Annotated in this window: 26 protein-coding genes; 10 read left to right on the forward strand and 16 right to left on the reverse strand. The window is 66.1% G+C overall.

The window, feature by feature from the left end; genetic code table 11:
* Window positions 1-130 precede the first annotated feature (130 nt).
* Together ACFOOL_RS01090 and ACFOOL_RS01095 are read left to right on the forward strand one after the other, a co-directional pair.
* On the forward strand, window positions 131-2,341 hold the full coding sequence (locus tag ACFOOL_RS01090; RefSeq protein ID WP_380094094.1) for an OmpA family protein: 2,211 nt from the start codon (window positions 131-133) through the stop codon (window positions 2,339-2,341).
* Between the two features lie 254 nt (window positions 2,342-2,595).
* Entirely contained in the window at window positions 2,596-2,985 is a 390-nt protein-coding gene (locus tag ACFOOL_RS01095) for a hypothetical protein (RefSeq protein WP_380094095.1), read from the forward strand.
* A gap of 139 nt (window positions 2,986-3,124) precedes the next feature.
* On the opposite strand, the gene ACFOOL_RS01100 is transcribed toward ACFOOL_RS01095, so the two are convergent.
* From ACFOOL_RS01100 to dnaG, 6 genes are all read right to left on the reverse strand, one after another.
* Window positions 3,125-3,346, reverse strand: coding sequence for a hypothetical protein (locus ACFOOL_RS01100; RefSeq protein ID WP_380094096.1), 222 nt, complete (start codon window positions 3,344-3,346; stop codon window positions 3,125-3,127).
* Window positions 3,347-3,415: 69 nt separating this feature from the next.
* Entirely contained in the window at window positions 3,416-3,706 is a 291-nt protein-coding gene (locus ACFOOL_RS01105; protein ID WP_380094097.1) for an HlyU family transcriptional regulator, read from the reverse strand.
* A 19-nt stretch (window positions 3,707-3,725) separates the two neighbouring features.
* A complete protein-coding gene (locus ACFOOL_RS01110) occupies window positions 3,726-4,040 on the reverse strand; it encodes a DUF2442 domain-containing protein (protein WP_380094099.1) in 315 nt (104 codons plus the stop codon).
* On the reverse strand, window positions 4,037-4,684 hold the full coding sequence (locus ACFOOL_RS01115; protein WP_380094100.1) for a uracil-DNA glycosylase family protein: 648 nt from the start codon (window positions 4,682-4,684) through the stop codon (window positions 4,037-4,039). Before ACFOOL_RS01115 ends, ACFOOL_RS01110 begins: the two co-directional genes overlap by 4 nt.
* Window positions 4,685-4,698: 14 nt before the next feature.
* On the reverse strand, window positions 4,699-6,735 hold the full coding sequence (gene rpoD, locus ACFOOL_RS01120) for an RNA polymerase sigma factor RpoD (RefSeq protein WP_380094102.1): 2,037 nt from the start codon (window positions 6,733-6,735) through the stop codon (window positions 4,699-4,701).
* 194 nt (window positions 6,736-6,929) lie between these two features.
* The gene (gene dnaG / locus ACFOOL_RS01125) at window positions 6,930-8,867 is read right to left on the reverse strand and encodes a DNA primase (protein WP_380094104.1); all 1,938 of its coding nucleotides are present in this window, start codon (window positions 8,865-8,867) and stop codon (window positions 6,930-6,932) included.
* A gap of 58 nt (window positions 8,868-8,925) precedes the next feature.
* Here dnaG and ACFOOL_RS01130 point away from each other — a divergent pair, with 58 nt between their 5' ends.
* Window positions 8,926-9,318 carry a hypothetical protein gene (locus tag ACFOOL_RS01130; RefSeq protein ID WP_380094105.1) on the forward strand — a complete coding sequence of 131 codons (393 nt, stop codon included), beginning with the start codon at window positions 8,926-8,928 and terminating at the stop codon, window positions 9,316-9,318.
* An 18-nt stretch (window positions 9,319-9,336) separates the two neighbouring features.
* On the opposite strand, the gene ACFOOL_RS01135 is transcribed toward ACFOOL_RS01130, so the two are convergent.
* A complete protein-coding gene (locus ACFOOL_RS01135) occupies window positions 9,337-9,900 on the reverse strand; it encodes a DUF308 domain-containing protein (RefSeq protein ID WP_380094107.1) in 564 nt (187 codons plus the stop codon).
* A 215-nt stretch (window positions 9,901-10,115) separates the two neighbouring features.
* Between ACFOOL_RS01135 and ACFOOL_RS01140 the strand changes: the two genes are divergently transcribed.
* Window positions 10,116-11,261, forward strand: coding sequence for a GGDEF domain-containing protein (locus tag ACFOOL_RS01140; RefSeq protein WP_380094109.1), 1,146 nt, complete (start codon window positions 10,116-10,118; stop codon window positions 11,259-11,261).
* 1 nt (window position 11,262) lies between these two features.
* On the opposite strand, the gene ACFOOL_RS01145 is transcribed toward ACFOOL_RS01140, so the two are convergent.
* Window positions 11,263-11,715: a GatB/YqeY domain-containing protein gene (locus ACFOOL_RS01145; protein ID WP_380094110.1), complete on the reverse strand. Its 453-nt coding sequence runs from the start codon at window positions 11,713-11,715 to the stop codon at window positions 11,263-11,265.
* A 192-nt stretch (window positions 11,716-11,907) separates the two neighbouring features.
* On the opposite strand from ACFOOL_RS01145, the gene carA reads away from it, so the two are divergent.
* Entirely contained in the window at window positions 11,908-13,119 is a 1,212-nt protein-coding gene (carA, locus tag ACFOOL_RS01150; protein WP_380094112.1) for a glutamine-hydrolyzing carbamoyl-phosphate synthase small subunit, read from the forward strand.
* A gap of 28 nt (window positions 13,120-13,147) precedes the next feature.
* Here carA and ACFOOL_RS01155 read toward each other — a convergent pair whose 3' ends face one another.
* From ACFOOL_RS01155 to ACFOOL_RS01165, 3 genes are all read right to left on the reverse strand, one after another.
* The gene (locus ACFOOL_RS01155) at window positions 13,148-14,644 is read right to left on the reverse strand and encodes a glycosyltransferase family 32 protein (RefSeq protein ID WP_380094114.1); all 1,497 of its coding nucleotides are present in this window, start codon (window positions 14,642-14,644) and stop codon (window positions 13,148-13,150) included.
* A 74-nt stretch (window positions 14,645-14,718) separates the two neighbouring features.
* A complete protein-coding gene (ypfJ, locus tag ACFOOL_RS01160) occupies window positions 14,719-15,633 on the reverse strand; it encodes a KPN_02809 family neutral zinc metallopeptidase (RefSeq protein ID WP_380094116.1) in 915 nt (304 codons plus the stop codon).
* Between the two features lie 94 nt (window positions 15,634-15,727).
* Window positions 15,728-17,194 (reverse strand): mannitol dehydrogenase family protein, encoded by a 1,467-nt coding sequence (locus ACFOOL_RS01165; RefSeq protein ID WP_380094118.1) that lies wholly within the window; start codon window positions 17,192-17,194, stop codon window positions 15,728-15,730.
* Between the two features lie 193 nt (window positions 17,195-17,387).
* On the opposite strand from ACFOOL_RS01165, the gene ACFOOL_RS01170 reads away from it, so the two are divergent.
* From ACFOOL_RS01170 to ACFOOL_RS01180, 3 genes are all read left to right on the forward strand, one after another.
* Window positions 17,388-18,296: a sugar kinase gene (locus ACFOOL_RS01170; RefSeq protein WP_380094120.1), complete on the forward strand. Its 909-nt coding sequence runs from the start codon at window positions 17,388-17,390 to the stop codon at window positions 18,294-18,296.
* 142 nt (window positions 18,297-18,438) lie between these two features.
* Entirely contained in the window at window positions 18,439-19,182 is a 744-nt protein-coding gene (locus ACFOOL_RS01175) for an ABC transporter ATP-binding protein (RefSeq protein ID WP_380094121.1), read from the forward strand.
* A complete protein-coding gene (locus ACFOOL_RS01180) occupies window positions 19,179-20,714 on the forward strand; it encodes a permease (protein WP_380094123.1) in 1,536 nt (511 codons plus the stop codon). Before ACFOOL_RS01175 ends, ACFOOL_RS01180 begins: the two co-directional genes overlap by 4 nt.
* Before the next feature lie 16 nt (window positions 20,715-20,730).
* Here ACFOOL_RS01180 and ACFOOL_RS01185 read toward each other — a convergent pair whose 3' ends face one another.
* The 4 genes from ACFOOL_RS01185 to yghU form a co-directional block, all read right to left on the reverse strand.
* Window positions 20,731-20,904 (reverse strand): DUF1328 family protein, encoded by a 174-nt coding sequence (locus ACFOOL_RS01185; RefSeq protein ID WP_380094124.1) that lies wholly within the window; start codon window positions 20,902-20,904, stop codon window positions 20,731-20,733.
* A gap of 146 nt (window positions 20,905-21,050) precedes the next feature.
* Window positions 21,051-21,971 carry a flagellar motor protein MotB gene (locus ACFOOL_RS01190; protein ID WP_380094125.1) on the reverse strand — a complete coding sequence of 307 codons (921 nt, stop codon included), beginning with the start codon at window positions 21,969-21,971 and terminating at the stop codon, window positions 21,051-21,053.
* Window positions 21,972-21,992: 21 nt separating this feature from the next.
* On the reverse strand, window positions 21,993-22,856 hold the full coding sequence (motA, locus tag ACFOOL_RS01195) for a flagellar motor stator protein MotA (protein WP_380094127.1): 864 nt from the start codon (window positions 22,854-22,856) through the stop codon (window positions 21,993-21,995).
* Between the two features lie 339 nt (window positions 22,857-23,195).
* Complete coding sequence (gene yghU, locus ACFOOL_RS01200; RefSeq protein WP_380094129.1) at window positions 23,196-24,059, reverse strand: glutathione-dependent disulfide-bond oxidoreductase; 864 nt, start codon at window positions 24,057-24,059, stop codon at window positions 23,196-23,198.
* A gap of 70 nt (window positions 24,060-24,129) precedes the next feature.
* Between yghU and ACFOOL_RS01205 the strand changes: the two genes are divergently transcribed.
* Together ACFOOL_RS01205 and ACFOOL_RS01210 are read left to right on the forward strand one after the other, a co-directional pair.
* Window positions 24,130-25,293, forward strand: coding sequence for a THUMP domain-containing class I SAM-dependent RNA methyltransferase (locus ACFOOL_RS01205; RefSeq protein WP_380094131.1), 1,164 nt, complete (start codon window positions 24,130-24,132; stop codon window positions 25,291-25,293).
* Window positions 25,294-25,363: 70 nt separating this feature from the next.
* A complete protein-coding gene (locus ACFOOL_RS01210) occupies window positions 25,364-25,564 on the forward strand; it encodes a CsbD family protein (RefSeq protein ID WP_380094132.1) in 201 nt (66 codons plus the stop codon).
* 49 nt (window positions 25,565-25,613) lie between these two features.
* Here the strand turns inward: ACFOOL_RS01210 and ACFOOL_RS01215 are convergent, their stop codons facing one another.
* Window positions 25,614-26,006, reverse strand: coding sequence for a VOC family protein (locus tag ACFOOL_RS01215; RefSeq protein WP_380094134.1), 393 nt, complete (start codon window positions 26,004-26,006; stop codon window positions 25,614-25,616).
* Window positions 26,007-26,243: the final 237 nt, after the last annotated feature.

Here is a 26,243-nt window from a genome sequence, read left to right on the forward strand (position 1 = left end):
GCCGTCGCGTTTCGGGCCTTGCGGGGATTGCCGGGCCGGGATTTTCTGTGTGCCGTCCGTTCAGGGCACATTCAGGAACCATCCTCGATGCTGGGCAAGACGTGTGGCAAACACAAAAGGATTAAGAACGATGAGCCTCAAGACCTGGCTGCTTACCGGAACCAGCATCGGCCTGATGGCCTTTGCGCCGATTTCAGCACTGGCCCAGGACGCCGAAATCCAGGCCGCCTATCAGGCCTACCTGCAGGCCCAGTCCTCCGGTGACGCCGGCGCGCTCGAAGCGGCGCGGGCGAACCTGACCGAACTGTGCATCGTGGGCGGTTATGCCGGTTTCGAGGAATGCCTCGCGACCCTTGCCGGCGGCGGCGCGCCGCCCGCCGCCGAGCCGCAGGCCCAGCCCGAACCGCAGCCGGAGCCTGAACCCGAGCCCGTCATTGAGGAGCCGCAGCCCGAACCCGCGCCAGAGCCGGAGCCCGCTCCCACGGCCGAGGAGCCCGCGCCTGCGCCGGAGCCCGCCCCCGTGATCGAGGAACCGGCACCCGAGCCGGAGCCTGAACCCGTCATCGAAGAGCCCGCTCCCGAGCCGGAGCCCGAACCTGCCCCCGTCGCCGAGGAGCCTGCACCCGCAGCCGAAGAGCCGGCCAGCGAGGAAGCGGCGCCCGAAGCGCCCGTGGAAGCTCCTGCCGCAGAACAGCCCGCTGCCGAAATTCCGGCCGAACAGCCCGCTGCGGAAGCCCCTGCCGAGCAGCCCGCCGCGGACTATGGCGCCCTGCTGGCCGCCCAGGTGGATCTCTACGAAGCGGCCATTGCCGATCTGATGGCTGGCGGCGATGCCGCCGACGCTCAGGCGCGCATCGATGCCGCCCGCGCCGAGATCGCCGCGATCTGCGCCGAAGCCGGCCAGCCCGATCCCACCGCTTGCCTCGCGCAATATGGCCTCGAGCTTCCGGCGGTGCCGGCCATCGAGCCGACGCCCGCCGTACCGGCGGAGGAGCAGGAAGCCGGTGAGCCGGTTGCGGAAGAAGAAGCCCCAGCCGAGCAGCCCGCTCCCATCGAGGAAACCACGGAAGATGGTCAGGCGGCCGAACCGGTCGTCGAACTGCCCGAGGGCGTGCCCCCCGAGCAGATCGCCCCGGTGCTCGACAGCGTCAAGGATGAGGAAACCGCCATAGACGCGGGCGAGGAACAGCCCGCCGAACAGGAGACCGTCGAGACGGCCCCGGCCGAGCCCGCGGCGCCCCCTCCCGCCAGCGATCAGGACGCCCAGGCCGGCTTCGAACTGCCCGAGGATGCCGCCCAGTTCACCGCGCTGGCAGACGAAGGCGAGGCGGTCGAGGTAACCGCGGTCGAGGTCGCCGTTCCCCAGAACGTCACCATCGTCAACCAGACCAACATCACCAACAATGTCACCAACGTCACCAATATCGACAATTCGGTGACCAATATCGGCCAACAGAACAATGTTCAGCAGAACATATTGCGGCCGGCGACGCCGGGCGAGGCGATCACCCAGGTGATCCTACAGGTCGGCACCCAGTTGATCGTCAATTCGATCGGCCAGGATACAGACCGCTTCTACAACCCGCAGCAGGACGAGATTTATTACGAGAACCTGCGCAATGGCCGGGTTCGCGAAGTGATCACCCGTCCGGACGGCACTCAGATCGTCACCGTGCGCAACCGCAATGGCGACATCCTGCGCCGCTCGCGCATCACGCCGGACGGACACGAGACCGTCCTGGCCTGGTTCGACGACCGCTATGACCGCGACCTGGTGGAATGGCGCGATCCGGGTGCCAACCTGCCCCCGTTGCGGCTCAATATTCCGGTGCGCGACTACGTGCTGGATGCCCGCTATGCCGACGAGCGCGAGGTGGAGACCTTCTTCGCCCAGCCGCCCGTGGAGCAGGTCGCCCGCATCTATTCCATCGACGAGGTGAAGCGTTCCGCCCGCGTCCGCGACAGCGTGCGCAAGCTGGAGGTGGGCAATCTCACCTTCGACACCGCCGCTGCCACCATCGGCCGCGATCAGGTCCGGGCGCTCTCCAATGTGGCCAATGCCATGCTGGCGCTGCTCGAGCGCAATCCGAACGAGACCTTCCTCATCGAAGGCCATACCGATGCGGTCGGTTCGGACATCTCCAACCTGCGCCTGTCGGACCTTCGGGCCGCGACCGTCGCCCGCGTGCTCACCGACTTCTACGGCGTCCCGCCGGAGAACCTGGCCACCCAGGGCTATGGCGAGCGCTATCTCAAAATCCGCACCGAAGCAGCCGAGCGGGAGAACCGGCGTGTCACCATCCGGCGCATCACGCCGCTGATCACCCTCGCCAGAAGCTGAGGCGGAAGCGACGAAAACGGGGGGCCGGGCAATGCGCCCGGCCCTTTTTTGTGCCGCCCTTTGCCCGCAGTCGATAAAACCTCAAAAAAGCCACAAAAAATCTGCCCCGACCTGGCCCTGCTCCACAAGGCAATGATTTGATTTTCAATAGAAAATTTCCCGGGGGTCGATCTTTTCGCGGCACATCACAATCGCGGGAACTCAAGCTTTGCAGCGACGTTTCTTAGGCAGCGTTGAAACAAAGGAGCAAACTGATGGCTACCCCCGAACGCGATACTGTTTACACCCACGACGGTGACCGCACCGTCTATACTCGTGAGAGCAATGGTACCGGCTGGTTCGTTGGTATCATCGTTGCGCTGGCCCTTCTGGCCATTGGCTATCTGGTCTTCTCGGCCAATTCCGGCCCCTCGACCAGCGTGGACGTCAACAACGCCCCGGCTCTCGATGCCCCGATGACCGATCCGGGCACGGCGCCTGCGCCGATGACGGAAACGCCGGCTCCCATGGAGGCCCCGGCCCCGATGACGGAAGCTCCGCCGGCTGATGCCGCCCCGGCCGATGTCGCGCCGCCTGCCGAAGCTCCCGCGGGCACCGAGACCGAGCCCGCTCCGGCGGCCGAACCGGCCAGCCCGGGCGTCTGATAGACACCCCTCCCCCCGGGCCCTGACCCTCCCTCCAGGGCCCGCGGAGCATCACCGCACAATCGTTGCCGATGCTCCGCTCTGAAAGACCCCGGTCTCCCCCCGGGGTCTTTTTTGTGCGTGGAAAAAGGTCCGGCGGTTATTTCGCGCTGCGCCGGATCGTCTTGATCGCCAGCGGCGGCATGCCGGATTTTTCCGATATCGCGATGTCCTGTTCCATGATGGCGGTGCGGGCGGGCTCGTCGCCATCCAGCCCGCCCAGCAGGCTGGCATCCACCTTGCGGTTGGAGCGTTGGCTGCCATCCTCGTAAACGACGTCGAACATGACGAATTCGGTGCGGGCGGTCGGCTTTCTGGCCATGGGAGACTCCTTTAAAAATACGACCGCGGGCCGGCCGGCCCGCGGTCCTGAATGCGTAGCGGCAGACGATCAGTTGAAGATCTGCTCGCCCTGCTCATCGATGATCTGCCGGCCCTTGCCCAGCGCCAGCGCGGTGACATCGTCGCGCGAGCTCATGCGGTCGGCCCTGATATAGCGGTAGGTCTTGAGCTCGCCCCCGACTTCCTTCTCGATGGTGCCGGCGAGCTGGAACTCGCTGCCTGCCTTCATGTCGATGGCTTTGATCAGGAAGCCCTTGTAGCTTTCCTCGCCCAATACCTTGTCTCCGGCCGGCTCGGCGCTCGCCGCGCCGCCTCCGAACAGCTTTTTGAAAAACGACACCACCGAACCTCCTGAATGCTCACGGCCTGCGCATGGAACGGGGAGTTATCAACTCCCCGCGCTTGTTCATCTCCTCCTGCAACCAAAGCGGCGAGATGTCAAAATAGTTCGGCCAGGTGGGCACCCCGTTGGCCAGCGTCACCCGGGCGAAAAAGGCCCGCTCGCGCAGCGGCTCGGTGCCCTCGCCCCGCTCGCCCAGCATGGACGCGGCATTGAACGTGCCATGGCTGCCATCGGAAAACGTCACCACCAGCCTGAACGGCACGGCGGTGCGGATGGAAGTAACCTTGAGCGGGCGCGCTCTGACCCCTATGCCTTGCAGACCGGATTTCATCGAAGCTCGCCCTTCCAGAAACCGCCAAAAGCCATCTTCAGCGGACGTTCGCTCTCCGGCCTGCCCAGCAAGGCAAAACGAGAAAGATGCGGCAGACCGACCATTTTTCTTCCATCCGCTTCGCCGTACCGGATAGCCACCTGTCCCCAGCCACTGGCGACCCGCTTCATGCGTGTCAGGCCCAATTGCGCAGCCAGGCTTTCGAAAACCGTTCCGCCCATTGTCACAATCAATTCAGGCTCAGCCCGGCGTAGCAGTTCGGTCCATATGGTATTGCCGAATGCCAACGCCCGAGTCTTGTTTGGCAATGCGGCCCAGTCGGGGCTTCGGAAGGGAACTAGGTTCCCAGCAAGAACGTGCGGCGGCTCGACTTCGAGATTTCTGAATAACCGCTGGACTTGTCGCTGCAAGGGACTTTGGCCAGGTGCGTAGCCCGCCCATCGTTCCTCCACATAGGCACTGCCGACATCCATAGCCAATCGGGCATGGCCGGTATCCTCATTGCCACCTGGGTTCAGACCGATAAAGGCAACCCGGCATTCGTTCAGGCAGGAGATTGGGCTGGCGAGGAGCCGCCAGCCCAATCCATATCCGCCTGCAACATACTCAATCTCAATACGCCGCCGGATATCTTCGAAAGTCATGGGCGGCGCTACTCTCAGTTATCCAGGAAGCTCCTCAGCTTCCGGCTGCGGCTCGGATGCTTGAGCTTGCGCAGGGCCTTGGCCTCGATCTGCCGGATGCGCTCGCGCGTCACCGAGAACTGCTGGCCCACTTCCTCGAGCGTATGGTCGGTGTTCATGCCGATGCCGAAGCGCATGCGCAGCACGCGTTCCTCACGGGGGGTCAGCGACGCCAGCACCCGGGTCGTGGTCTCGCGCAGATTGGACTGGATGGCGGCATCGATGGGCTGAACCGCGTTCACGTCCTGGATGAAATCGCCCAGGTTCGAATCCTCCTCGTCGCCGATCGGCGTTTCGAGGCTGATCGGCTCCTTGGCGATCTTGAGGACCTTGCGCACCTTGTCGAGCGGCATCTGCAGCTTTTCGGACAGTTCCTCAGGCGTCGGCTCGCGGCCGATCTCATGCAGCATCTGCCGGCTGGTGCGCACGATCTTGTTGATCGTCTCGATCATGTGCACCGGAATGCGGATGGTGCGCGCCTGGTCGGCGATCGAGCGGGTGATGGCCTGCCGGATCCACCAGGTCGCATAGGTGGAGAACTTGTAGCCGCGGCGATATTCGAATTTGTCCACCGCCTTCATCAGCCCGATATTGCCCTCCTGGATCAGGTCCAGGAACTGCAGGCCGCGATTGGTGTATTTCTTGGCGATGGAAATGACGAGCCGCAGATTGGCTTCCACCATTTCCTTCTTGGCGATGGCCGCTTCCCGCTCGCCCTTCTGCACCTTGTGCACGATGCGGCGATATTCGGCGATATCGAGGCCGGTTTCGCTGGCCAGCGTCGCCACGTCGGTGCGGATCTCCTTGATCGTGTCGACCTCGCGGCGGGCGAATTCGCCCCAGCCCTTGCCCTCGAAATTCTCGAGCTCCCATTCCCAGCTCGGGTCGAGCTCGCGCCCGTAATAGTTCTCGAGGAACACTTCCCGCTTGACGCCATAGCTTTCGGCCAGGCGCAGCAGGCGACCTTCCAAGCGCACCAGGCGCTTGTTGATGTCGTAGAGCTGCTCGACCAGGCTCTCGATGCGGCTGGCATTGAGCGACAGCGACTTCACATCGGCGATGACGTCGCGGCGCAGCGCGTTGAGGCGCGTGCTTTCCGCCTCGGAGACGGCGGCCGTGCGGTCCTCGGCGTGCCGATCCTGCATTTCGCGCATCTGGCCATAGGCGTCAGCGATGCGGTTGAACGTCTCGACCACCTGCGGCTTGAGCTCGGCCTCCATGGCCGAGAGCGACAGGGCGTTGTCGAATTCGTCGTCATCGTCCTCGGCGGTGTCCTGCGCTGCCTCCGCCGTGTCGCCATCATCGCCGTCCGCAGTGGCGTTCCGGGATGCGGGCTTTCCCTTGGCCGGCTCCGGCTCGGGCTTGGCCGCCTCGGCGGCGGCGGGTGCCGCCTGCTTGGCGTCGGGGCCGGCATAGGTGGCCTCGAGGTCGATGATGTCGCGCAGCAGGATTTCGCCCTGTGCGAGCTGGTCGCGCCAGATGATGATGGCCTGGAACGTCAGCGGGCTTTCGCACAGGCCCGCGATCATGGTCTCGCGGCCGGCCTCGATGCGCTTGGCGATGGCGATTTCGCCCTCGCGGCTGAGCAACTCCACCGAGCCCATTTCGCGCAGATACATGCGCACCGGATCGTCGGTGCGGTCGGCGCCGGATTTGGTGTTGGAGGTACTCGCAACGGCGGTGCCGCTGGAGGGGGCGACTTCCGAGCCGGTGTCGTCCTCGTCCTTTTCGACCTCGGTTTCCTCGACCTCGTCCTCGTCGACGACATTGATGCCCATTTCCGAGAACATGGACATGAAGTCTTCGATCTGCTCGGAACTCACCTCGTCCGAGGGCAGGACGGCGTTGAGTTCCTCATAGGTCACATAGCCGCGCTTCTTGGCGACCTTGATCAGCTTCTTTACGGCCGCATCGTTCTGGTCGATCAGCGGGCTGTCCGGGGATGATTCGGTTGCGCCGACTTCCGGCTTTTCAGTGTCCTTGCCGGCTTTGTTCGCTGCCTTGGTGGCCATCTGGTACTCCTGGGGGCCCGGGGGGAGGGGCATCGGGCGCCCGTTGCGTCATTAGGTGGTGACACCTCAAGACAAGGTAAAGGTCTGGTCACCGGACCGTTAACGGCCCGCGCGAACCTCGGCGCTTCGGGGTATTGGCGAGTGATTCGCCACAACGCAAAATGGCGCACCGTCGCTGCTTTCAGGGGTTTCCCCTAAAAACTGCGAGTTGCGCGTCCCGATAGCGAACCGAATCCTTCGATCAATGCCTCTGTGCCATCGACAGTGGTAATCTGGTTCTTGATATCCCGCAGCCTTTCAAAGGTTTCTTCGCTCGGGTCTTCGCCCAGCGCGGCTTCGGCTGCTTTCAGTTCTCTATTTAGCTGAACTTTCTTGTTATGCAAGGCCAGCGCATGACTCAATCCGGTCTCCGCGTCGGCCAGCGCCGTCTCGGGCGCCACCTGCCACACGCCCTGACCCGCCAGCGTCTCGCTCATGCGCTGCAAGGCCGGGCCGTGCCCGCGAACGCCCAGCGCCGAGAGCAGATCCTCGGCGGAAATGTCGTGATGGCGCACCGCGAGCGCCAGGATATCGCCCAAAACCTTGCGGGCCACCGGCGTCTCGCAGTCGAGCGCCGCCAGCGCCTCGAACTGCTGTTCCACCAGCACCGGATGGTTCACCAGCGTCAGGATGATCGCGGCTTCGCGCGGCGAGGCGTCGGCCACCGTCCCGGTGCGCAGCAGCCGGGAATTGCGCAACGTGTCCGACACCACCAGCCGCGGCGTGCCCCGCGCCGGATATCCATAGGCGCCGCTTTGCCCATAGGCGGGACGGCCGCTGCGCCAGCCCTCGCGCCCGATCTGCCGCAGGGGCGCGAAAAACGCCTTCAGCTTCTCGTCGAACGCCTGCGCATAATGGAAGCGCACGGTGGAATCCTGGATCGAATTGGCCCGCTCGCGCAGCCGCGCCTGCAGGGCCGCGCGCTCCTCGGGCGCCTCGGGCACCAGCCCGCCGGTCTCGAAGCTCCAGACCATGTCCGAGAGGCTGCGTGCCTTCTCGATCACCTCGGCGAAGGCGCCCCTGCCCTGGCTCTTGATGATGTCGTCGGGGTCCTGCCCCTCGGGAAGCGTGGCGATCCGCACTGTCTTGCCCGGCTTCAGATGCGGCAGCACCAGGTCCGCCGCCCGCTCGGCGGCCCTCAGCCCCGCCTGGTCGCCGTCGAAGCACAGCACCGGCGCATCGCTCATGCGCCAGAGCAATTGCACATGCTCCTCGGTGAGCGCGGTGCCCAGCGGCGCCACCGCCCCTTCGAAGCCGGCCGCCACCGCCGCGATGGCGTCGAGATAGCCTTCCACCACCACCACCGTGGCGCCGTCCCGTGCCGCCGCCCTGGCGGCCTGGCCGTTATAGAGCGTCTGTCGCTTGGAAAAGAGCTGCGTCTCGGGCGAATTGAGATATTTCGCCGGCACGTCGGGGCTCATCGCCCGCCCACCGAAGGCGATCACCCGCCCGCGGAAATCCGTGATGGGAAACATCACCCGGTTGCGGAAGCGGTCATAGGTCAGCGCATCGCCCTCGCGGCTGGTGACCAGCCCCGTATCCACCATCGCCTGGGCGGAAACTCCGTTGGCCGCCAGATGCTCCTTGAGCCCGTTGCGGCTGTCCGGCGCGAAACCCAGCCGGAACCGTGTCTGGCTGGCGGGCGACACGCCGCGCTCGAACAGATAGCCCCGCGCCCGCGCGCCGATATTGTGGGCCAGCGCCGCCTCGAAATACTGCGTCGCCAGTTCCATGACGTCGATCAGCGTCTTTTGCGCCGCCTCGCGCTGCTCGGTGCGCTCGTCCCGCGCCGGCATCGGCACGCCGGCCATTCCGGCCAGTTTTTCCACCGCCTCGGGAAAGCTCATGCCCGCCTTCTCGGTAAGGAAGCGGAAATGGTCCCCGCTCGCCCCGCAGCCGAAGCAGTGATAAATGCCGCGCCGGTCGTCGGCATGGAAGCTGGGGGTCTTTTCGGCATGGAAGGGGCAGCAGGCCCACATGTCGCCCTTGCCCGGCTGGCTCTTGCGCTTGTCCCAGAGCACGTGCTCGCCCACGACCTGCGTGATCGGCAGGCGCTGGCGGATCTCATCCAGGAACTGATCGGAAAAGCGCATATGTGCTAAGTAGGCGCTTGCTTATCCGATGTCACCAACTAGGAGCTTATCCACAGCCATGGCCCGCAACCGGATGCCGCTCGCCGTGCTTCTGGCCCTTACCCTAGGCCCGGCCGTCGCCATCGGCATGACCCTGTGGTTCGTCACCGACCTGCTCCCCCAATGCGTGGTGGAGGAGCAGCGGCGCCTTCCCGCGCCTGATGGCGCCTTCGACCTCGTGGTCTTCTCCCGCGATTGCGGCGCCACCACCACCGCCAATACCCAGGCCGCGCTCGTGCCGCCCGGCGAGGAGGTGCCCTTCGACGCCGCCAGCTTCGTCTCGATCGCCGCCGCGGCCGATCTCGCACCCCGCTGGGACGAAGAGGGCCGTATCGAGATCGTCCTGCCGCCGGACGTGGAAATCTACCGGCAGGACGACGGCGTGGCCGGCGTCGCCGTTCGCTATCGCTGAGCGGGGCCTGCCTGCCCCTCAGGCGGCCTTGCTGGCCTGGTAGAGCCGCCAGGCCCAGCCGAACAGGCCGATGGAGAAGAAGATCAGCAGCACCCCGCCGATGATGACCCCGATCGTGGCGCTGAGCAGCGGAAACAGCAGGAACAGCAGGCCGAGCAGCACATAGGAGAGCCCCGAGAGCACCACCGGCCAGATCCGCGCATAGGTTTCACGCTCGCGCACCACCACCACGATCTGCATGATCCCCACGAACAGTGCCGCCAGGCCCACCAGGGTGGCCATGAAGGTCACGGTGAAGATCGTCGCGAGAAAGGGGCTGATGAGAATGAGAATGCCCAGGATCAGCGACGCGGCGTTGGCGACGACGTCGAACCAGTAATTGCCGCTTTTGCCGCCCCCGAAGGTCAGGCTCCACAGGCCCAGCACGCCATCGATCACCAGCAGGGCTCCACCGAACAGCACCAGCACCGTCAAGGTCTCCGCCGGCCAGATGACGGCATAGATGCCCGCCAGCAGCATCAGCAGCCCGCGCAGGGCGGTCGCCAGCGCGAAGCGCCGTTTGGTTTGGGACGAAACAGCCATTTCCAAGCCTCCTCGCGGCCCCCGCCGCACCCGTTGGATATTGGCTAGACTAACCCGTCTTGCAGAGTCGCCCAAGCCCTTCCCGGCCGCGCCACGCCGCCTTCCGCGGGGTAACGGACTGGTCACCATCATCGCATTTGCTGCAACTGCGTAGGGGATCGTTGTGACATTCCGCGTTAAGACGGCGCCGAAATGGATCGGCGGCAGATGGAACCATGATCGACAACGCGTCGCTTCTCATCGGCATAGCGTTCTCCAGCGCTTCCCTCATGGTGGCGCTGCTGATCGGCTGGCTGAACGCGCGCGGCGAATCCTATCTCGGCCACGGCGCCATCGGCATCGGACTGGTGGTGGTGGCCTTGGGCGCCATGGGCCTGCGCAACGGCGCCTATGAATTGCAGCACCAGCTCGTTCCCTTCGCGGTGCTCATCGCCGGGTTTTCCTTCATTCATTCCGGCTCCCGCCTGTTCCGGAACCCGCATGCGCGCCTGTTCCCCTCCCTGCTGCTCGGCCTTGCCTGCATCCTTTTCACCGCCGCGCCGCTGATCGCCGGCTATGCCGGCACCGGCACGCTGATGCTCAATCTGTCGGGGGCGCTGTTCATGTTCCTGTGCGGACTGGAGTTCTGGCGCGGCCGCCACGAGGCGCCGGCGGCGATGGCGGTCAACGCCACGCTCTACGCGCTCACCGCCCTGTCCTTTGTCGGTTGCGCGGTAATGCTGGCCGTCCAGCGCCAATGGGTGCTCGACGGCCCGCCCCAGAACTGGGCCGAGGACGTCAATTCCATCATGGCGCTGGTCGGCCTGACGGGCATCGGCGCCATCACCCTCACACTGCATCATGCCCGCGCCGCCCGCCGCCATCGGACCGAGGCCAATACCGATGCGCTCACCGGCGTGCTCAACCGCCGCGCCCTGTTCGAGCGCTTCGGGGAGGACGACATCGTTCCCGATCTTGGCGTGCTGATGTTCGATCTCGATAATTTCAAGCAGATCAACGACCGCCACGGCCACGCCCATGGCGATCTGGTGTTGCAGCAATTCGCCGGGGTGATGCGGGAGCAGCTCCGGGGCAAGGACGTCGTGGCGCGTCTGGGTGGCGAGGAATTCTGCGTCATCCTGCCCGGGCTCGACCGCGAGGCCGCCCAGCGGGTTGCCGAAGGCATCAGGGAAGGCTTTGCGGGCCTGCGCATCCCCATCGGCTCCTCCGATGGCATCGCCACGGTCAGCGCCGGCCTCGCCACCGCCGGCGCCGGCGAAACCTTCTCCTCCGTCCTCAGCCGTGCCGACGCCGCGCTTTACAAGGCCAAGAGCGCCGGGCGCAACCAGGTGCACCTGGCCGCGCTCCGGCTGGTGGCCTGATTCAGGCGCTCAGCGCCGCGCGGACCTGTCCGCTGACCTTGCCGAAATCGATTCGCCCCGGATAATCGGCCTTCAGCCGGGCGATCACCTTGCCCATGTCCTTGGGCTCGCCGGCGCCGGTGGCCGTGATCGCCGCCTTGATCGCGGCGGCCACCTCGTCCTCGGTGAGCGGCTTGGGCAGGAATTCGTTGAGAATGTCGATCTCTTCCTTTTCCACCGTCGCCAGGTCGGCCCGCCCGGCCTCGGCATAGATGGCGAAACTTTCCTCGCGCTGCTTCACCATCTTCTGGATCATGGCGAGGATTTCGTCATTGGTCGCCGGGCCCTTGCCCTCGCCGCGATTGGCGATGTCGCGATCCTTGATGGCGGCATTGATGGACCGCAGGGTGGCCGTGCGCCGCTGGTCGCGGGCCTTCAGCGCCTGCTTGAGCCCTTCGCTGATGTCTTCGCGCATGGTCGTGCTGGCTCCTTGCTATGCAGATTGTGGCCATCATATAGGCGCGAAACGCAGCCGGCGCCACTTGCGCTGCCCGCGCCGGCCTTTTAAGAGGAGCCCTCAACCGACATCATCGCTGCGCCAGTGGACGGCCCTCCGCCATCGTTCTTGCCGCGCGGCCATGCGAAACCCGAGCCTTGGAGACCCGAAGTGACCGGCTGGCAACAGACCCCCGCGACCGCAGTTCTGATCCTTGCGGACGGCACCCGCCTCGAAGGCAGGGGCATCGGCGCCATCGGCCACGCGGCCGGCGAGGTTTGCTTCAACACCGCCATGACCGGCTATCAGGAAGTGCTCACCGATCCGTCCTATGCCGGCCAGATCGTCACCTTCACCTTTCCCCATATCGGCAATGTCGGCACCAATGAGGAAGACACCGAGACGCTGAACCCGGCGGCCCTTTCGGGCGTGCGCGGGGTGGTGCTCAAGGCCGACATCACCAATCCGTCCAATTACCGCGCCACCCAGAAGCTCGATGCCTGGCTCAAGAAGCGCAATATCGTGGGCATCGCCGGCATCGACACCCGCGCCCTCACCGCGCTAATCCGCGAGAGCGGCATGCCGAACGGGGTCGTCGCCCATGAGCCGAGCGGCCAGTTCGACGACGCCTCGATCCTGGCGGAGCTCAAGGCCTTTCCAGGCCTCGAAGGGCTCGACCTGGCCCGGGAGGTCACCACCGCCCAGACCTATCACTGGGACCAGACGGGCTGGCAGTGGAACAAGGGCTATGGCGTCGTCGAGAACCCACAATTCCACGTCGTTGCCGTCGATTTCGGCGCCAAGCGCAACATCCTGCGCTGTCTTGCCGATGGCGGCGCGAAGGTCACCGTGGTGCCCGCCACCGCCACCGCCGCCGAAATCCTCGCGCATGAGCCCGATGGCATCTTCCTGTCCAACGGCCCGGGGGACCCGGCCGCCACCGGCAAATACGCCGTGCCCGCCATCCGCAAGCTGATCGATACCGGCAAGCCCATTTTCGGCATCTGCCTCGGTCACCAGCTCCTCGGCCTCGCGCTGGGCGGCAGCACCTCGAAAATGCATCAGGGCCACCACGGCGCCAATCATCCGGTCAAGGACCTGGTGACCGGCAAGGTGGAAATCACCTCGATGAACCACGGCTTCGCCATCGATACCGAGAGCCTGCCCCAGGGCGTGACCCAGACCCATATCTCGCTCTTCGACGGCTCCAATGCCGGCCTGGCGGTCGACGGCAAGCCGATCTTCTCGGTGCAGTACCACCCCGAAGCCAGCCCCGGCCCCCGCGACAGCCACCATCTGTTCACGCGCTTCCTCAACCTGGTGCGCCGCCAGAAGGGCCTGCCCGAACAGCCTGAATCGACCGGCTCCGACGCCGCGGCCTAGTACCGGGCGGCGCTCACAATGAAAGGCGCTATCGCGTCGTGACCGCCGTCCAGTTGGGCAGGGCCGCCACTTCAAAACCCCGGTCCCGCGACAAGAGGGCCAGGCCGCGCACGTCCCCATGGAGCTTGTAGGGCATCTCGGCAAAGCGAACCCCCGCTTCCGCCACCGCCTGTCGCACCAGCAGCAGGTCGGCGCCGGCCGTCGTCACCGGCGCGATGTTGAGATAGCGGAAATCGTGCAGCGGCAGCACGCTGCTGCTCGCGCGGGGATGCACTTCCCCGTCCCTGATCCCGGCGCGGAACAGCGCCTTGAACAGATCGGCATTGTAGAGCAGCGTGTGCTCGTTCCGGTCCTCGCCCTCCCCCGAAACCACATTGACCGTCACCACCGGCCTCTCGGCACCCACCATGGCCTCCAATATTCCCGGCGGCAGTGAGGCCAGCCGCCCGTCCAGCAGCACGAAATCCCCCTTGCCGGCACTGGCCTCCAGCATGGCGTTGTGGCGCTGCGCCGCATCGGCGGTGGCTGCATGCATCTCGCCGGCAACGCCCTCCACCCTGCCGCCGAAAAACCCGAAGGTCAGCTTCTCCGCCGGATAGGACAGGCCCTGCAACAGCGCCGCAAGCCCCTCGCTTCGACCCTCCGAGAGGTCCACGGCGACATAGAGTGGCGGCAGTTCGGCCGGCACTTTTATTTCCTGGTCGGCATAGCTCCGGCTCGGTGCCTTGAACTCCAGCCCCGACAGCTCCTTATGCCGCCTGGCCCGCCACCACCATTGCAGCCTGTTGGGCAGCCTCCAGAACTGCGGCCCCTTGTAGAAGAACGGCATGAACCAGGAATTGCGCCACAGATGCGAGACCAGCGCCGGCTCGCCACGCCCGATCACCCGGAATTCCGCCGCCACCGCATCGGCATAGGCCTCCGAGGTCGGGCAATATCGGCCCCAGCCCGAAAGCGGGCTCCAGTAATTGGGCAGGAGCGCATCGGGCCGCTCTTCGGGGGGCGCACACAGCGCCACCCCGTTGACGAAGCGCGGCCCGGTCGCGTCCACCACATCGCCGCTGACCGAGCATTGCGCCAGCCTGTCGAGACAGCGCTGCCAGAACGGATGGCCCGGCTCCGACCCCATGAAGGCATTGCACAGCACGAACGGCATGCCGCGATAGCGGCCGTCATTTTCCTCGACATGGATTTCCGGTTCCGCCCCCACGAAACAGGACGTCGCCGCGCACAGCGGATCGATGCGTCCCTTGGGCACCACGTCGAGATCGGCATAGACGCCGCCTTCCCGGTGCAGCACGAAGAAGCGGAAGGCGTCCGCCCGGAAAATGCCCGAGGGATAGCCGTCAAAGGTCGGCAGATGCTCCGGATAATGCTCCTCCACCAGCGCCCTTATATCCCCATCGTCCCATAATTTCATCTCCCAGTCGGGATGGGTACGCGCCCAGTCGTCCCATATTTTCTGGGCGAACCTGGTAAGGGTCTTGGTCTTCCAGGTGAAATGCAGGATTTTCGGAATGGTCATGAAATAAGGCCGCTGCAACAGTTTGCGGCAGCCTTACAGCATGCGTCCGCCTCGGTCACCCGTGCCCGCGTCTGTCAGATATTCCCCGAAAACGTGTCGCAGGCCCCCGGATCGCCGGTGCGATAGCCGCGCTCGAACCAGGTCTTGCGCTGGGCCGAAGTGCCGTGATTGAAGGTCTTGGGCACGGCGAAACCCTGCATGCGCTTTTGCAGCGTATCGTCGCCGATCTGGTTGGCCGCGTTCAGCGCCTCCTCGATATCGCCCGATTCGAGCAGGTTCTGCTGGCCGGCATAGCTGGCCCACACCCCGGCATAGCAGTCGGCCTGCAACTCCACCCGCACAGAATAGGCATTGGCCTGTTCCTGGCTCATCGCCTGGCGGCGGCGGTTGAACTCGGGCAGCACGCCGGTGAGGTTCTGCACGTGGTGTCCAATCTCATGGGCGAGCACATAGGCCTGGGCGAAATCGCCCGGCGCGCCGAACTGCCGGTGCAACTGATCGTAAAAGCTGAGGTCGATATAGACCCGGCTGTCGCCCGGGCAGTAGAACGGCCCCACCGAGGCGTCGGCCATTCCGCAGGCCGAATTCACCCGGTCGGTGAACAGCACCACCTTGGGTTCGGGATAGTCCTCGCCGAGGGCGGCGAACTGCTCGCTCCACAGATCCTCGGTTTCCTTGATCACCACGGCGACGAAATCGGCCAGTTCGTCCTGGCCCTCCGCCGGCAATTGCGTCGAGCTCGCGCCCGATGACGGCCCCGGGGACGAACCGCCCGCCAGCATGTCGAGCGGGTTCTGCCCGGTGGCGAGCCACAAAAAGCCCAGCACCACCGCTATGCCGATAAGGCCGCCGATGCCGCCGCGCCCGCCCCCGCCCATGGGGATGCGGATGCCGCCGCTCCTGCCGCCCAGGCCGCCGAGCCCGCCCCCGATACGCTGCCCCCGGCGATCCTCGATATTGGAGCTGCGCTCCCGCCCCCGCCACTTCATTGCCGACGCCTTTCGATAGTCATGCGAACGCTAGCAGTAAGTGCAGCGGCGGGGAACGGGTTCCAAAGGAGGACTTTCCAGCGCGGCCGAGCCCTTAACCCGCCGCTGCTTTCACGGTCGCCCTCGCTCCCTTGTCGAACAGGCTCTCCAACTGGCCCACCACCGCCGCCCGGAATGTCTCGTTATCGGCCAGATCGGTGCCGAACACCTCGCTGAGCGAGGTCAGCCCCGCGAACAGGGCCGCCGGATCGTCCCCCGCATCGGCGGCGATGGCGTGCATGCGCAGCGCCAGCGGATCGCGAACGTCGATTTCGTTGCCGTCCTCATCCACTCCGGTGACGTAGCGCATCCAGGCCGCCACCCCCAGCGCCAGCCGCCCGAATTCCTGCCCCGCCGCGATGCGGTCGCGGATCGTGCCCAGGAGGCGCTGCGGCAGCTTCTGGCTGCCATCCATGGCGATCTGCCAGGTCCGGTGCCTGAGCGCCGGATTGCGGAACCGCTCCAGCAACTGGTCGCGATAGGCGCCCAGATCGACGCCCGGCATGTCGAGCGTCGGCATGACTTCCTCGCTCATCAGGTCGTGGATCAGCTTCACATAGGCGGCGTCGCCCATGACCTCGGCGATATATTCGTAGCCGCCCAGATAACCGGCATAGGCCATGGTGGAATGCGATCCGTTGAGCATGCGCAACTTCATATGCTCGAACGGCTCGACATCCGCGACCAATTGCGCCCCCACCGCCTCGAAGGCCGGGCGCCCGCCGGGGAAATCGTCCTCGATCACCCATTGGGTGAACGGCTCGGTCATGATCGGCCAGGCATCCTCCGCCCCGATCAGTTCGGTCACCTCCGCCCGGTCGGCATCGGTGGTCGAGGGCACGATGCGGTCCACCATGGTCGAGGGAAAGGCCACATCCTTCACCCATGCGCCCAGCGCCGCGTCGCGCAGCGCCGCAAACCGCGTCACGATCCGCTTGGCGGTTTCGCCATTGGAGGGAAGATTGTCGCAGCTCATCACCGTGAAGGGCACCACGCCCTCCGCCCGCCGCCGCGCCAGCGCCTCGACGATCATCCCCGGAGCCGATCTGGGCGCGCCGGGATGGGCCAGGTCATGCACGATATCGGGATGGGTTTCGTCCAGCTCGCCCGTCGCCGGATCGTGGCAATAGCCTTTTTCCGTCACCGTCAGCGAAACGATGCGAATGGCAGGATCGGCCATCAGCGAGAGCAGGTCCTCGCGCTCGCTATTGGCATCCATCACCCGCAGGATCGAGCCGATGACGCGCGGATGGGTGCCGGCGGCATCGCGCACGGCGATGGTGTAGAGCCCGTCCTGCGGCTCCAGCGCCTCCTTGGTGTCGGGCCGGCGCAGGCTGGCCCCGACGATCCCCCAGTCCGGATCGCGGCCCAGCAGGTCGTCGACATAGACCGCCATATGCGCCCGGTGAAACGCGCCGATGCCCAGATGCACGATGCCCGGCCTCACCTGCTTGCGGTCATAGTCGGGGATCTGAACGCCCGTGCGGGGCTGGGCAAGGAAAGCGGCGCTGAGACGCGTCATGTTCGGGGCTCCGGGCTGAATTTTGCCGCACCTTAGTCACTTCCTTTCTTGTATGGAAGTTGGAATGATGCCGCCCGGCCCCTTTCCCCAGACCGGTGCGCTCATCGCGCCGTGCCGGAGGATGGAAACCGAATTTCCGCTTTCGCCGAGAGGGCCATGTGCTAAACGGAGCCATCCGGAACAGGAGCTTATATTGACCAGGCGCATCGTCAGCATCGGGGAATGCATGATCGAGATGAGCGGCGGCGAGGACCGCACCTATCGCCTCGGCTATGCCGGCGACACGCTCAACACCGCCTGGTATCTGCGCGCCCTCCTGGGCAGGGACTGGTCGGTCGATTACGCCACGGCGCTGGGCGAAGACCGCTATTCCGGCGACATCCGCGCCTTTCTCGCCGACAACGATATCGGCACCGGCCATATCCAGACCATTCCCGAGCGCCGGCCCGGCCTTTACATGATCCATCAGGAGCGGGGCGACCGTCACTTCACCTATTGGCGCGACACCTCCGCCGCCAAGCTCCTCGCCGACGACAGGGACGCTCTCGCCAAGGCGGTCGAAGGCGCCGAACTGGTCTATTTCTCCGGCATCACCCTCGCCATTCTCGCGCCCCGCGCCCGCGGCCGCCTGCTGGGGGCCATCGTCAGGGCCCGGGACAATGGCGCCCGGATCGCCTTCGACACCAATCTGCGCCCGGCCCTGTGGACCAGCCCTCGCGTCATGGCCTGCGTGCTCACCGCCGCCGCCAGTCTCTGCGACATCGTGCTGCCCACCCATACCGACGAGGCGCCGCTGTTCGGCGACAAGACCATCGAGGACACCGCCGACCGTTATCTCGAACTGGGCGTCGAGGAAGTCGTGGTCAAGGACGGCGGCAAGGACGCTCTCGTCGCCACTGCCGGGGAGCGTGTCCGCATGGCCCCCGCCTCGGGCGTCGAGGTGGTCGACGCCACCGGCGCCGGCGACAGCTTCAACGGCGCCTATCTCGCCGCCCGGCTAAGCGGCAAGAGTCTCGCCGAAGCCGCCGAGGCCGCCCACCGTACCGCCGGCATCGTCATCGGCCACAAGGGCGCCCTGGTCGACCCTGCCCTCGTTCGGTAAGGCGGCGCCCGGCCGTCGAGGACGGCGCGCCCGCTCACGGCAAACTGACCACATTCGTTAACGCTTGCCATTCACCCGCCGGAAAGACCCGCGAGCCTAGGCTCGGCCATATCTTCGTGGCCCTGCTCCGGAACCGTGCCCCATGCCGCCTCCCGCCCTTGTCCTGTCCGGCCTTGCCAAAGCCTTCGACCGTCCGGTGGTGAACGGCCTCGACCTCACCATCGACGCCGGCGAATTCTACGCCCTGCTCGGCCCCAACGGCGCCGGCAAGACCACCATCTTGCGCATGGTCGCCGGCCTGCTGCGCCCCGATGCCGGCGCCATCTCGGTATTCGGCATCGATGCCCTTGCCGATCCCGTCGCCGCCAAGCGCCTCATGGCCTGGGTCTCGGACGAGCCCATGGTCTATGAGCGCCTGACCCCGCTCGAATATCTCGATTTCGTCGCCGGCCTCTGGCAGGTCGAGCCGGCCCGCGCCCGCGCGGCCGCCCATGACCTGGTCGACTGGCTCGGGCTCGGTCCCCACGCCAACGAGCTGTGCGGCGGCTTTTCCAAGGGCATGCTGCAAAAGGTCGCCCTCGCCGGCGCGCTGGTGCACGATCCGCGCCTCATCATCCTCGACGAACCCCTGACCGGGCTCGACGCCGGCTCCGCCCGGCAGGTCAAGGACGTGCTGCGCGCCCGCGTCGCCTCCGGCGTCACCGTCATCATGACCACCCATATTCTGGAAGTCGCCGAGCGCATGGCCGAGCGGATCGGCGTGCTGTCGGGCGGCCGCCTCATCGCCGAGGGTACGCTGGCGGAGCTGCGCGAGCGCGTGGGCCAGCAATCCACGCTCGAGGACATATTTCTCGATCTGGTGGCCCGGGGGAATGCGGCGGCGTGACCCTGGCTCCCACCTCCATTCTCTGGTTCGCCCATCACGAATTCCGTCTCGCCTGGCGCGAATGGATGGCGATGATGACCGGCGGGCGGCGGCCCCGCCTCATCGGCTTCGCCATTGGCGGCCTCGCCGTCTATGCCCTCATGCAGGTCATTGCCTGGTTCGCGATCCGCCCCTGGGTCGAAGCCGGCATCGTCATCGACAAGCAGGCGCTGGTCATGGTCAGCGGCATGGGCCTGCTGTTCTGGGCCGTCACCCTCTCGCAGGCCCTCGAAGCGGTCACCCGCGCCTATTACGCCCGCTCCGACCTCGATCTCGTCCTTTCCTCGCCCGCTCCCAGCCGCCGCCTTTTCGCCGTGCGGGCCGGCGCGGTGCTTGCCTCCACCCTCGCGCTGGGCGCCCTGCTGGTCAGCCCGCTCGTATGGGCGCTGGTCCTGCAGGACGGCTGGCGCTGGCTCTCGATCTATCTGGTCCTGGCGGCGCTCGCGGCCCTCTCCGTCGCCATCGCGCTCACCCTCACCCGGCTGCTGTTCCGCCTCGCCGGCCCGCGCCGCACCCGCCTCATCGCCCAGATCGTCGCCGCCATTGTCGGCGCCGGCTTCGTCATCGGCATCCAGGCCGCGGCGATCCTTTCGCATGAAGGCTTTTCCCGCTTCGCCTTTTTCCAGTCCGAGGATCTGCTGGCCAACGCCCCCGACACGGCCAGCCCGCTCTTCCTGCCCGCCCGCGCCGCCATGGGCGATCCGGTGCTGGCCGCAATGCTGTTCGCCCTGGCCCTGCTGCTCCTGCTCCTGGCCATCGCCCTCACCGCGCCGGGCTATGCCCGTCTCGCCACCTCCGCCGCCGGGCTCAGCCATGTCGGCAGCCAGCGCCGCATCTCGCCCCGGGCTTTCTCCGCCGCCTCCCCGCGGCACGCCTTGCGCCGCAAGGAATGGAAGCTGCTCCAGCGCGATCCCTGGCTGCTCTCCCAGACGCTGATGCAATTGCTTTACCTGGTGCCGCCGGCCCTGCTGCTCTGGGTCAATTACGGCGCCGGCGAAGGCACCTATATCGTCATCGTGCCGGTGCTGGTCATGGCCTCCGGCCAATTGGCGGGCGGCCTCGCCTGGCTGGCCATTTCCGGGGAGGACGCGCATGATCTGGTCGCCACCGCGCCGCTCTCGCCGGGCACCATCCTGCGTGCCAAGGTCGAGGCGGTGCTCGCCGTCATCGCCGCCGTGCTGCTGCCGTTATTGCTGGCTCTGGCCCTGGCATCCCCGTCCATGGCCATGGTCACGGCCGCCTGCGCCCTGCTCGCCGCCAGCGCCTCCACCGCCATCCAGCTCTGGTTCCGGGTCACCGCGAGGCGGTCAATGTTCCGCCGCCGCCAGGTCGCCTCGCGCGCCGCCACGCTGTGCGAGGCCTTTTCCTCCATCGCCTGGGCCGCCACCGGCGCGCTCTGGGTCGCGGGATCGCCGCTGGCGCTGGTCCCGGCCCTCGTCGCCATCGGCGTGCTGGCGCTGGCGCGCCTCCTCTCCCCCAGGGGCCCCGCGTGAAGGTTCCGGAACGGCCCTAGAACAGCACGGCGATCCCGGTCAGGGTGAGGATCAGGATGATGGCGATGGCGATCAGCATGAGGACCAGCACCAATTTGGCGAGGGTCGCCGCCGTGCCCGCCAGCCCGGTAAAGCCCATCGCGCCGGCGACCAGGGCGATGATCACAAGGATAAGCAGAAGTTGCAGCATGGTGCGTCTTTGTTTCCGTTGCGGATCGACAGAAACGCCATGCCTATCCGGACGTTCCACCGGGCTGGGCATTCATTGCAAAGCCCCTTCACCTCTCGCTGGGCAAGGGGGCGCCGGTCGGCGCTTCCGTCAAGACCTGAACGCCTCTAGGGCCGCAACCCCGCCGGCACCGGCGGCGGCACCTGCAGCACGGTGATGCGCACCCGCTCATTGGCGGCCATATAGGGATCGTTGGGAAAGAACGGCTCATCCGTCGCCCGCCCGATCACCGATTTGATGCGGTCCTCGCTCAGCCCGAATTCTCCCAGCACCGAGCGCACCACATTGGCCCGGTCCGCCGACAGCTCCCAGGGCCCGTAGCGCGGATTGTCATAGCGCCCACCCGCCGCCGTATGGCCGGAAATGGTGATCTGCGCATTGAGCTGCTGCACGACCGGGGCGATGGCGGCGATGGCGGCGCGCGTCGGCTCCAGCGGATATTTCGATCCCTCGGGGAACATCGGCTGCCCCTGCTGGTCGATGATCTGGATATCCAGCCCTTCCTCGGTCTGCTCGATGAGCAGATTGTCCATGAACGGGGTCAGCTCCGGCATGGCCTGCCAGGCCTGCCTGATGCTGGCGGCGGCGCTGTGGAACGCCTGGCTGTCGATCGCCTTGAGGTTGAATTCGCTGTCGCTGCTGGCCTGGTTCTCGCTGCCCGGCTGGCGCGCCGGCCCGCCCAGGCTGGCTTCCGCCGCGCCGGTATCGGCGCTTTGCGGCGAAGCCGGCGCCTCGACCACCACCTCGACCGAGGACCCGGACATGAGATCGCCCGTATCGTCCATGGCATTGCCGCCCATCACCCCGCCGGCTCCGCTGCTGGACAGACTCACCGCCGCCGGGGCGAAATAATCCGCCAGGCCCTGCTTCTGCTCGGGCGTCGTCATGCTGATGAGCCAGAGCAGCAGGAAGAAGGCCATCATCGCCGTCACGAAGTCGGCATAGGCGATCTTCCAGGCACCGCCATGATGCGGATGCTTCCGTTTCCGGATTTTCTTGATGATTATCGGCTGGTCGTAATTGGCCATTCTGGCTCAGCTCCGCTCCGCCTAGGCCGTCGCCGGCAGGGCCGCGGTGGCGGCTTCCACCTCGTTGAATGTGGGCCGCACCTCGCTCATCAGCGCCTTGCGGGCGAATTCGATGGCCATGACCGGCGGCTGCCCGCCGATATGGGCCAGAAGGCCGACCTTGAGCGAGAGGAAATATTTCGCCTCCGCCTCGAAGGTGTTGCGCAGCGACTGCGCGAAGGGTCCGAAAAAGCCATAGGCCACGAAGACGCCGAAAAATGTCCCCACCAGCGCCCCGCCGATCAGATGGCCGAGCACTTCGGGCGGCTCGGTGATGGCGCCCATGGTCTTGATCACGCCCAGCACGGCCGCGACGATGCCCAGCGCCGGCGTGGCGTCGGCAATGGCCTGCACGGCGGAAACGATCCGCTCCTGCTCCTGATGGTGAGTTTCCAGCTCCTCGTCCATCAGCGCTTCCATCTCGTGCACATTATTGGCGCCCATGGTCACCATGCGCATGTAGTCGCACACGAATTCCACCGCATGATGGTTGCGCGCGAAAGTGGGGAAAGCGTTGAACAGCGTGGAATTGCGCGGGTCCTCGATATGCTGCTCGATGCCCAGAATGCCCTTTTGCTGCACCAGCTTGTAAAGGGCGAACTGCATGCCCAGCAGTTCCACATAGGCGGCCTTGTCGTATTTCGGCCCCTTGAACAGCGAGCCGAACATGGCCGGCACCGCCTTGAGCACCGGCGCGCCATTGCCGATGACGAAGGCGCCGATCGCCGCGCCCAGGATGATGACGAACTCGAAGGGCTGCCAGAGCACTTCCACATGCCCGCCCATCGCCGCATAGCCGCCGAAGACGCTGGCGAAAACGACGATGACACCGATGATCAGACGCATGAGGACACACTCGGGCTGGCGACAGAATTCCGTGCAGCGGCCGGAATTCCGCCCGACGCCGCTCTCCGATCATGGCCCGATCATGCTTAACAGGGGGTGTATGGGGGCGGGGCGGCTCGTCCGGACCACCCCGCCATCTTGTCGCAGGCGCTCCGCGCTCAGTCCCGCCTAGAGCCTTTCACTGTCAAGCGGATCAGCGCTTTCTTGCTCCCCTCCCCCTTGAGGGGAGGGGTCGGGGGTGGGGGTCCTTCGGTGATCCGCCAAACCCACCCCCTCCCCAACCCTCCCCTCAAGGGGGAGGGAGCGCTGGTCGCCGATTCCGTCAAAACATGAAAGCCTCTAAACCGTCCCGCGCGCCTTGCGGATGGCCAGCACCTTGTCGATATCGGCGGCCGAATGACGCTCGGCCAGTTGCTCGTCTTCCGGCCCGCCGGTGGCGTTGACGCAGCGGCCGCGCTTGACCGGCTCGCGCGCATCGACCTGCCGGGCCCAGCGCATCACGTTCTTGTAGGTCTGGACGTCGAGGAATTCCGCCGCCCCGTAGGCGCGGCCCAGCACCATTCCGCCATACCAGGGGAAAATCGCCATGTCGGCGATGGTGTAATCGGTGCCCGAGACGAATTCGTGCTCGGCCAGTTGCCGGTCCAGCACGTCGAGCTGGCGCTTGGTTTCCATGGCGTAGCGGTTGATCGGATATTCCTGCTTGGTGGGCGCATAGGCATAGAAATGCCCGAACCCGCCGCCGACGAACGGCGCGCTGCCCATCTGCCAGAACAGCCAGTTCATGGTCTCGGCGCGCCTGGCCACGTCCTTGGAGAGGAAAGCATCGAACTTGTCGGCGAGATAGAGCAGGATCGAACCGCTCTCGAACAGCCGGATCGGCTCGGCCGGGCCATAGTCGATCATGGCCGGGATCTTGGAATTGGGATTGATGCCGACAAAGCCCGAACCGAACTGGTCGCCCTTGCCGATATCGATGAGCCAGGCGTCGTATTCGGCCTCATGTCCCGCCGCCAGCAATTCCTCGAGCATGATGGAGACTTTTTGCCCATTCGGCGTCGCCAGCGAGTGCAGTTGCAGCTCGTGTCGGCCGCGCGGCAGCTCCTGGTCATGCGTCGGCCCCGCTATGGGCCGGTTGGTGCTGATGCCGCCGCCCCCCTGATCCCATTTCCAGACCTTGGGCGGCACATATTCATCGGACATGATGGAGACTCACTGAAAGTTTGCGGGAAAGGAGTGCCGCCTTATATCGCCACTCGCCGATAGAGGCAAAGTGCGCCCGCTGCCGGCCATTGCCAGCGCCCCGACCCGCCGCTACTGCTCGCGCATGACCGATGCTCCCTTCGACATCTTCCTCGTCGCCACGCCTGGCCTCGAAGCGCCGCTGGCCGAGGAAGCCCGCGCCGCCGGCTTCACCGAGGCCCGCATCACCGATGGCGGGGTGATTTTCTCCGGCACCTGGCCCGATGTCCGGCGCGCCAATCTGGTGCTGCGCGGCGCCACGCGGGTGCTGGCCCGCATCGCCTCCTTCCGTGCCGTGCATCTGGCCCAGCTCGACAAGCGTTCCCGCAAATTGCCCTGGGCGGAGCTGTTGCGCCCCGACGTACCGGTGCAGGTCGAGGCGGCCTGCCGCCGTTCACGCATCTATCACGCCGGCGCCGCCGCCCAGCGCGTCGCCAATGCCATTGCCGATACGGTCGGAGCGCCCGTCGCCGCCGATGCGCCCCTGCGGGTCATGGTCCGCATCGAGGACGATCTGGTGACCATCAGCCTCGATACGACCGGACCATCCCTGCACAAGCGCGGCTTCAAGGCAGCGGTCAGCAAGGCGCCGATGCGCGAGACCATGGCCGCGATGTTCCTGCGCCAATGCGGCTTCGACGGCAGCGAGCCGGTGCTCGACCCCATGTGCGGGTCGGGCACCTTTCCCATCGAGGCGGCCGAGATCGCGCTCGGGCTTCTGCCCGGTCGCGAGCGCGATTTCGCCTTCGAGCTCCTGCCGGGCTTCGACAACGAGGCATGGGCCGCGATGCGCCGCCCGCCCCCGCCCCGCGACACGCCGCTGCTGTTTCATGGCTCCGACCGCGATGCCGGCGCCGTGCGCATGGCGGAGGAAAACGCCGCCCGCGCCGGCGTCGGCGCCCACACCCGGTTCTCCCGCCAGCCCGTCGAGGAGCTGACGCCGCCCGAGGGGCCGCCCGGCCTCGTCATCGTCAATCCCCCCTATGGCGCGCGCATCGGCGACAAGGGGCCGCTCATCGCCCTCCACCGCAATCTGGGCCGGGTGCTGCAGGCCCGTTTCGCCGGCTGGCGGGTCGGCATCGTCACCGCCGACCGGCAACTCGCCGAGGCCACCGGCCTTGCCTTCGGCCCCGCGCTGCCGCCGGTCCTGCATGGCGGCATCCGCATCGCCCTTTACCGCACCGATCCCTTATAAGTGTTCCGCCGCAGGAACCTCGGACCATCTAGCGCGTTGATCCGGCACACACATTGTCGAGGAGACGAAAATGGACTGGAACCGCATCGAAGGTGGCTGGAAGCAGTTTTCGGGCAAGGTCAAGGAGCAGTGGGGCAAGCTCACCGATGACGACATCACCCAGATCAACGGCAACCGCGAACAGTTGGAAGGCAAGATCCAGGAACGCTACGGCAAGGCCAAGGACGAGGTCCGCAAGGAAGTCGACGACTGGTCCGGCCGCCTGAACTGACAGCGTCGTGAAAGCGCCCGGCCACCCGGCCGGGCGCTTTTTGCCGGCCCTAGCCCTTCATCTGCACGATCTGGATCAGGTTGCCGCAGGTATCGTCGAATACCGCCATCCACACCGTTCCCGCATCCATGGGCTCCAGCGTGAACCGTACGCCGAGCCCTTGCAGCCGCCGGTATTCGCTCTGGATATCGTCCACCATGAACGAGGTGAAGGGAATGCCGTCCTGCACCAGGGCCTGCCTGAAGGGAGCGGCTGCCCTGTGCCCCGCCGGCTCCAGCAGCAATTCCGTGCCCTCGGGATTTTCCGGCGAAACCAGCGTCAGCCATCGCGCCCCGCCGCCCATGTCGATATCGTTCTTCACCTGGAAGCCCAGCTTGTCGCGGTAGAATTGCAGCGCCTTGCCCTGGTCGTCGACCATGACGCTGGTGACATAGATTTTCATCGGGCCCGTCCTTTGCGATTTCGCCGGCAGCCGGTGCCGAGCCTATCAGAAACCGGCCGCCGCAAGAAAGTTGCGCATCGGGCCTTCGCGAAGCTTTGCGCCCCCTTCCCTTCCCGCGACTCTTCCGCTAAACCGCCCACCTAACCACCATGTTCGGCCTTCTCCCCTGCGCCGCAGTGCTCAACTGCCGCGCGGGTTTCGCGTGGACAGGTGCGTCCGGGCGATTCCCCTTCTCGC

Source organism: Devosia honganensis (assembly GCF_042648785.1).
Lineage (GTDB): Bacteria > Pseudomonadota > Alphaproteobacteria > Rhizobiales > Devosiaceae > Devosia > Devosia honganensis.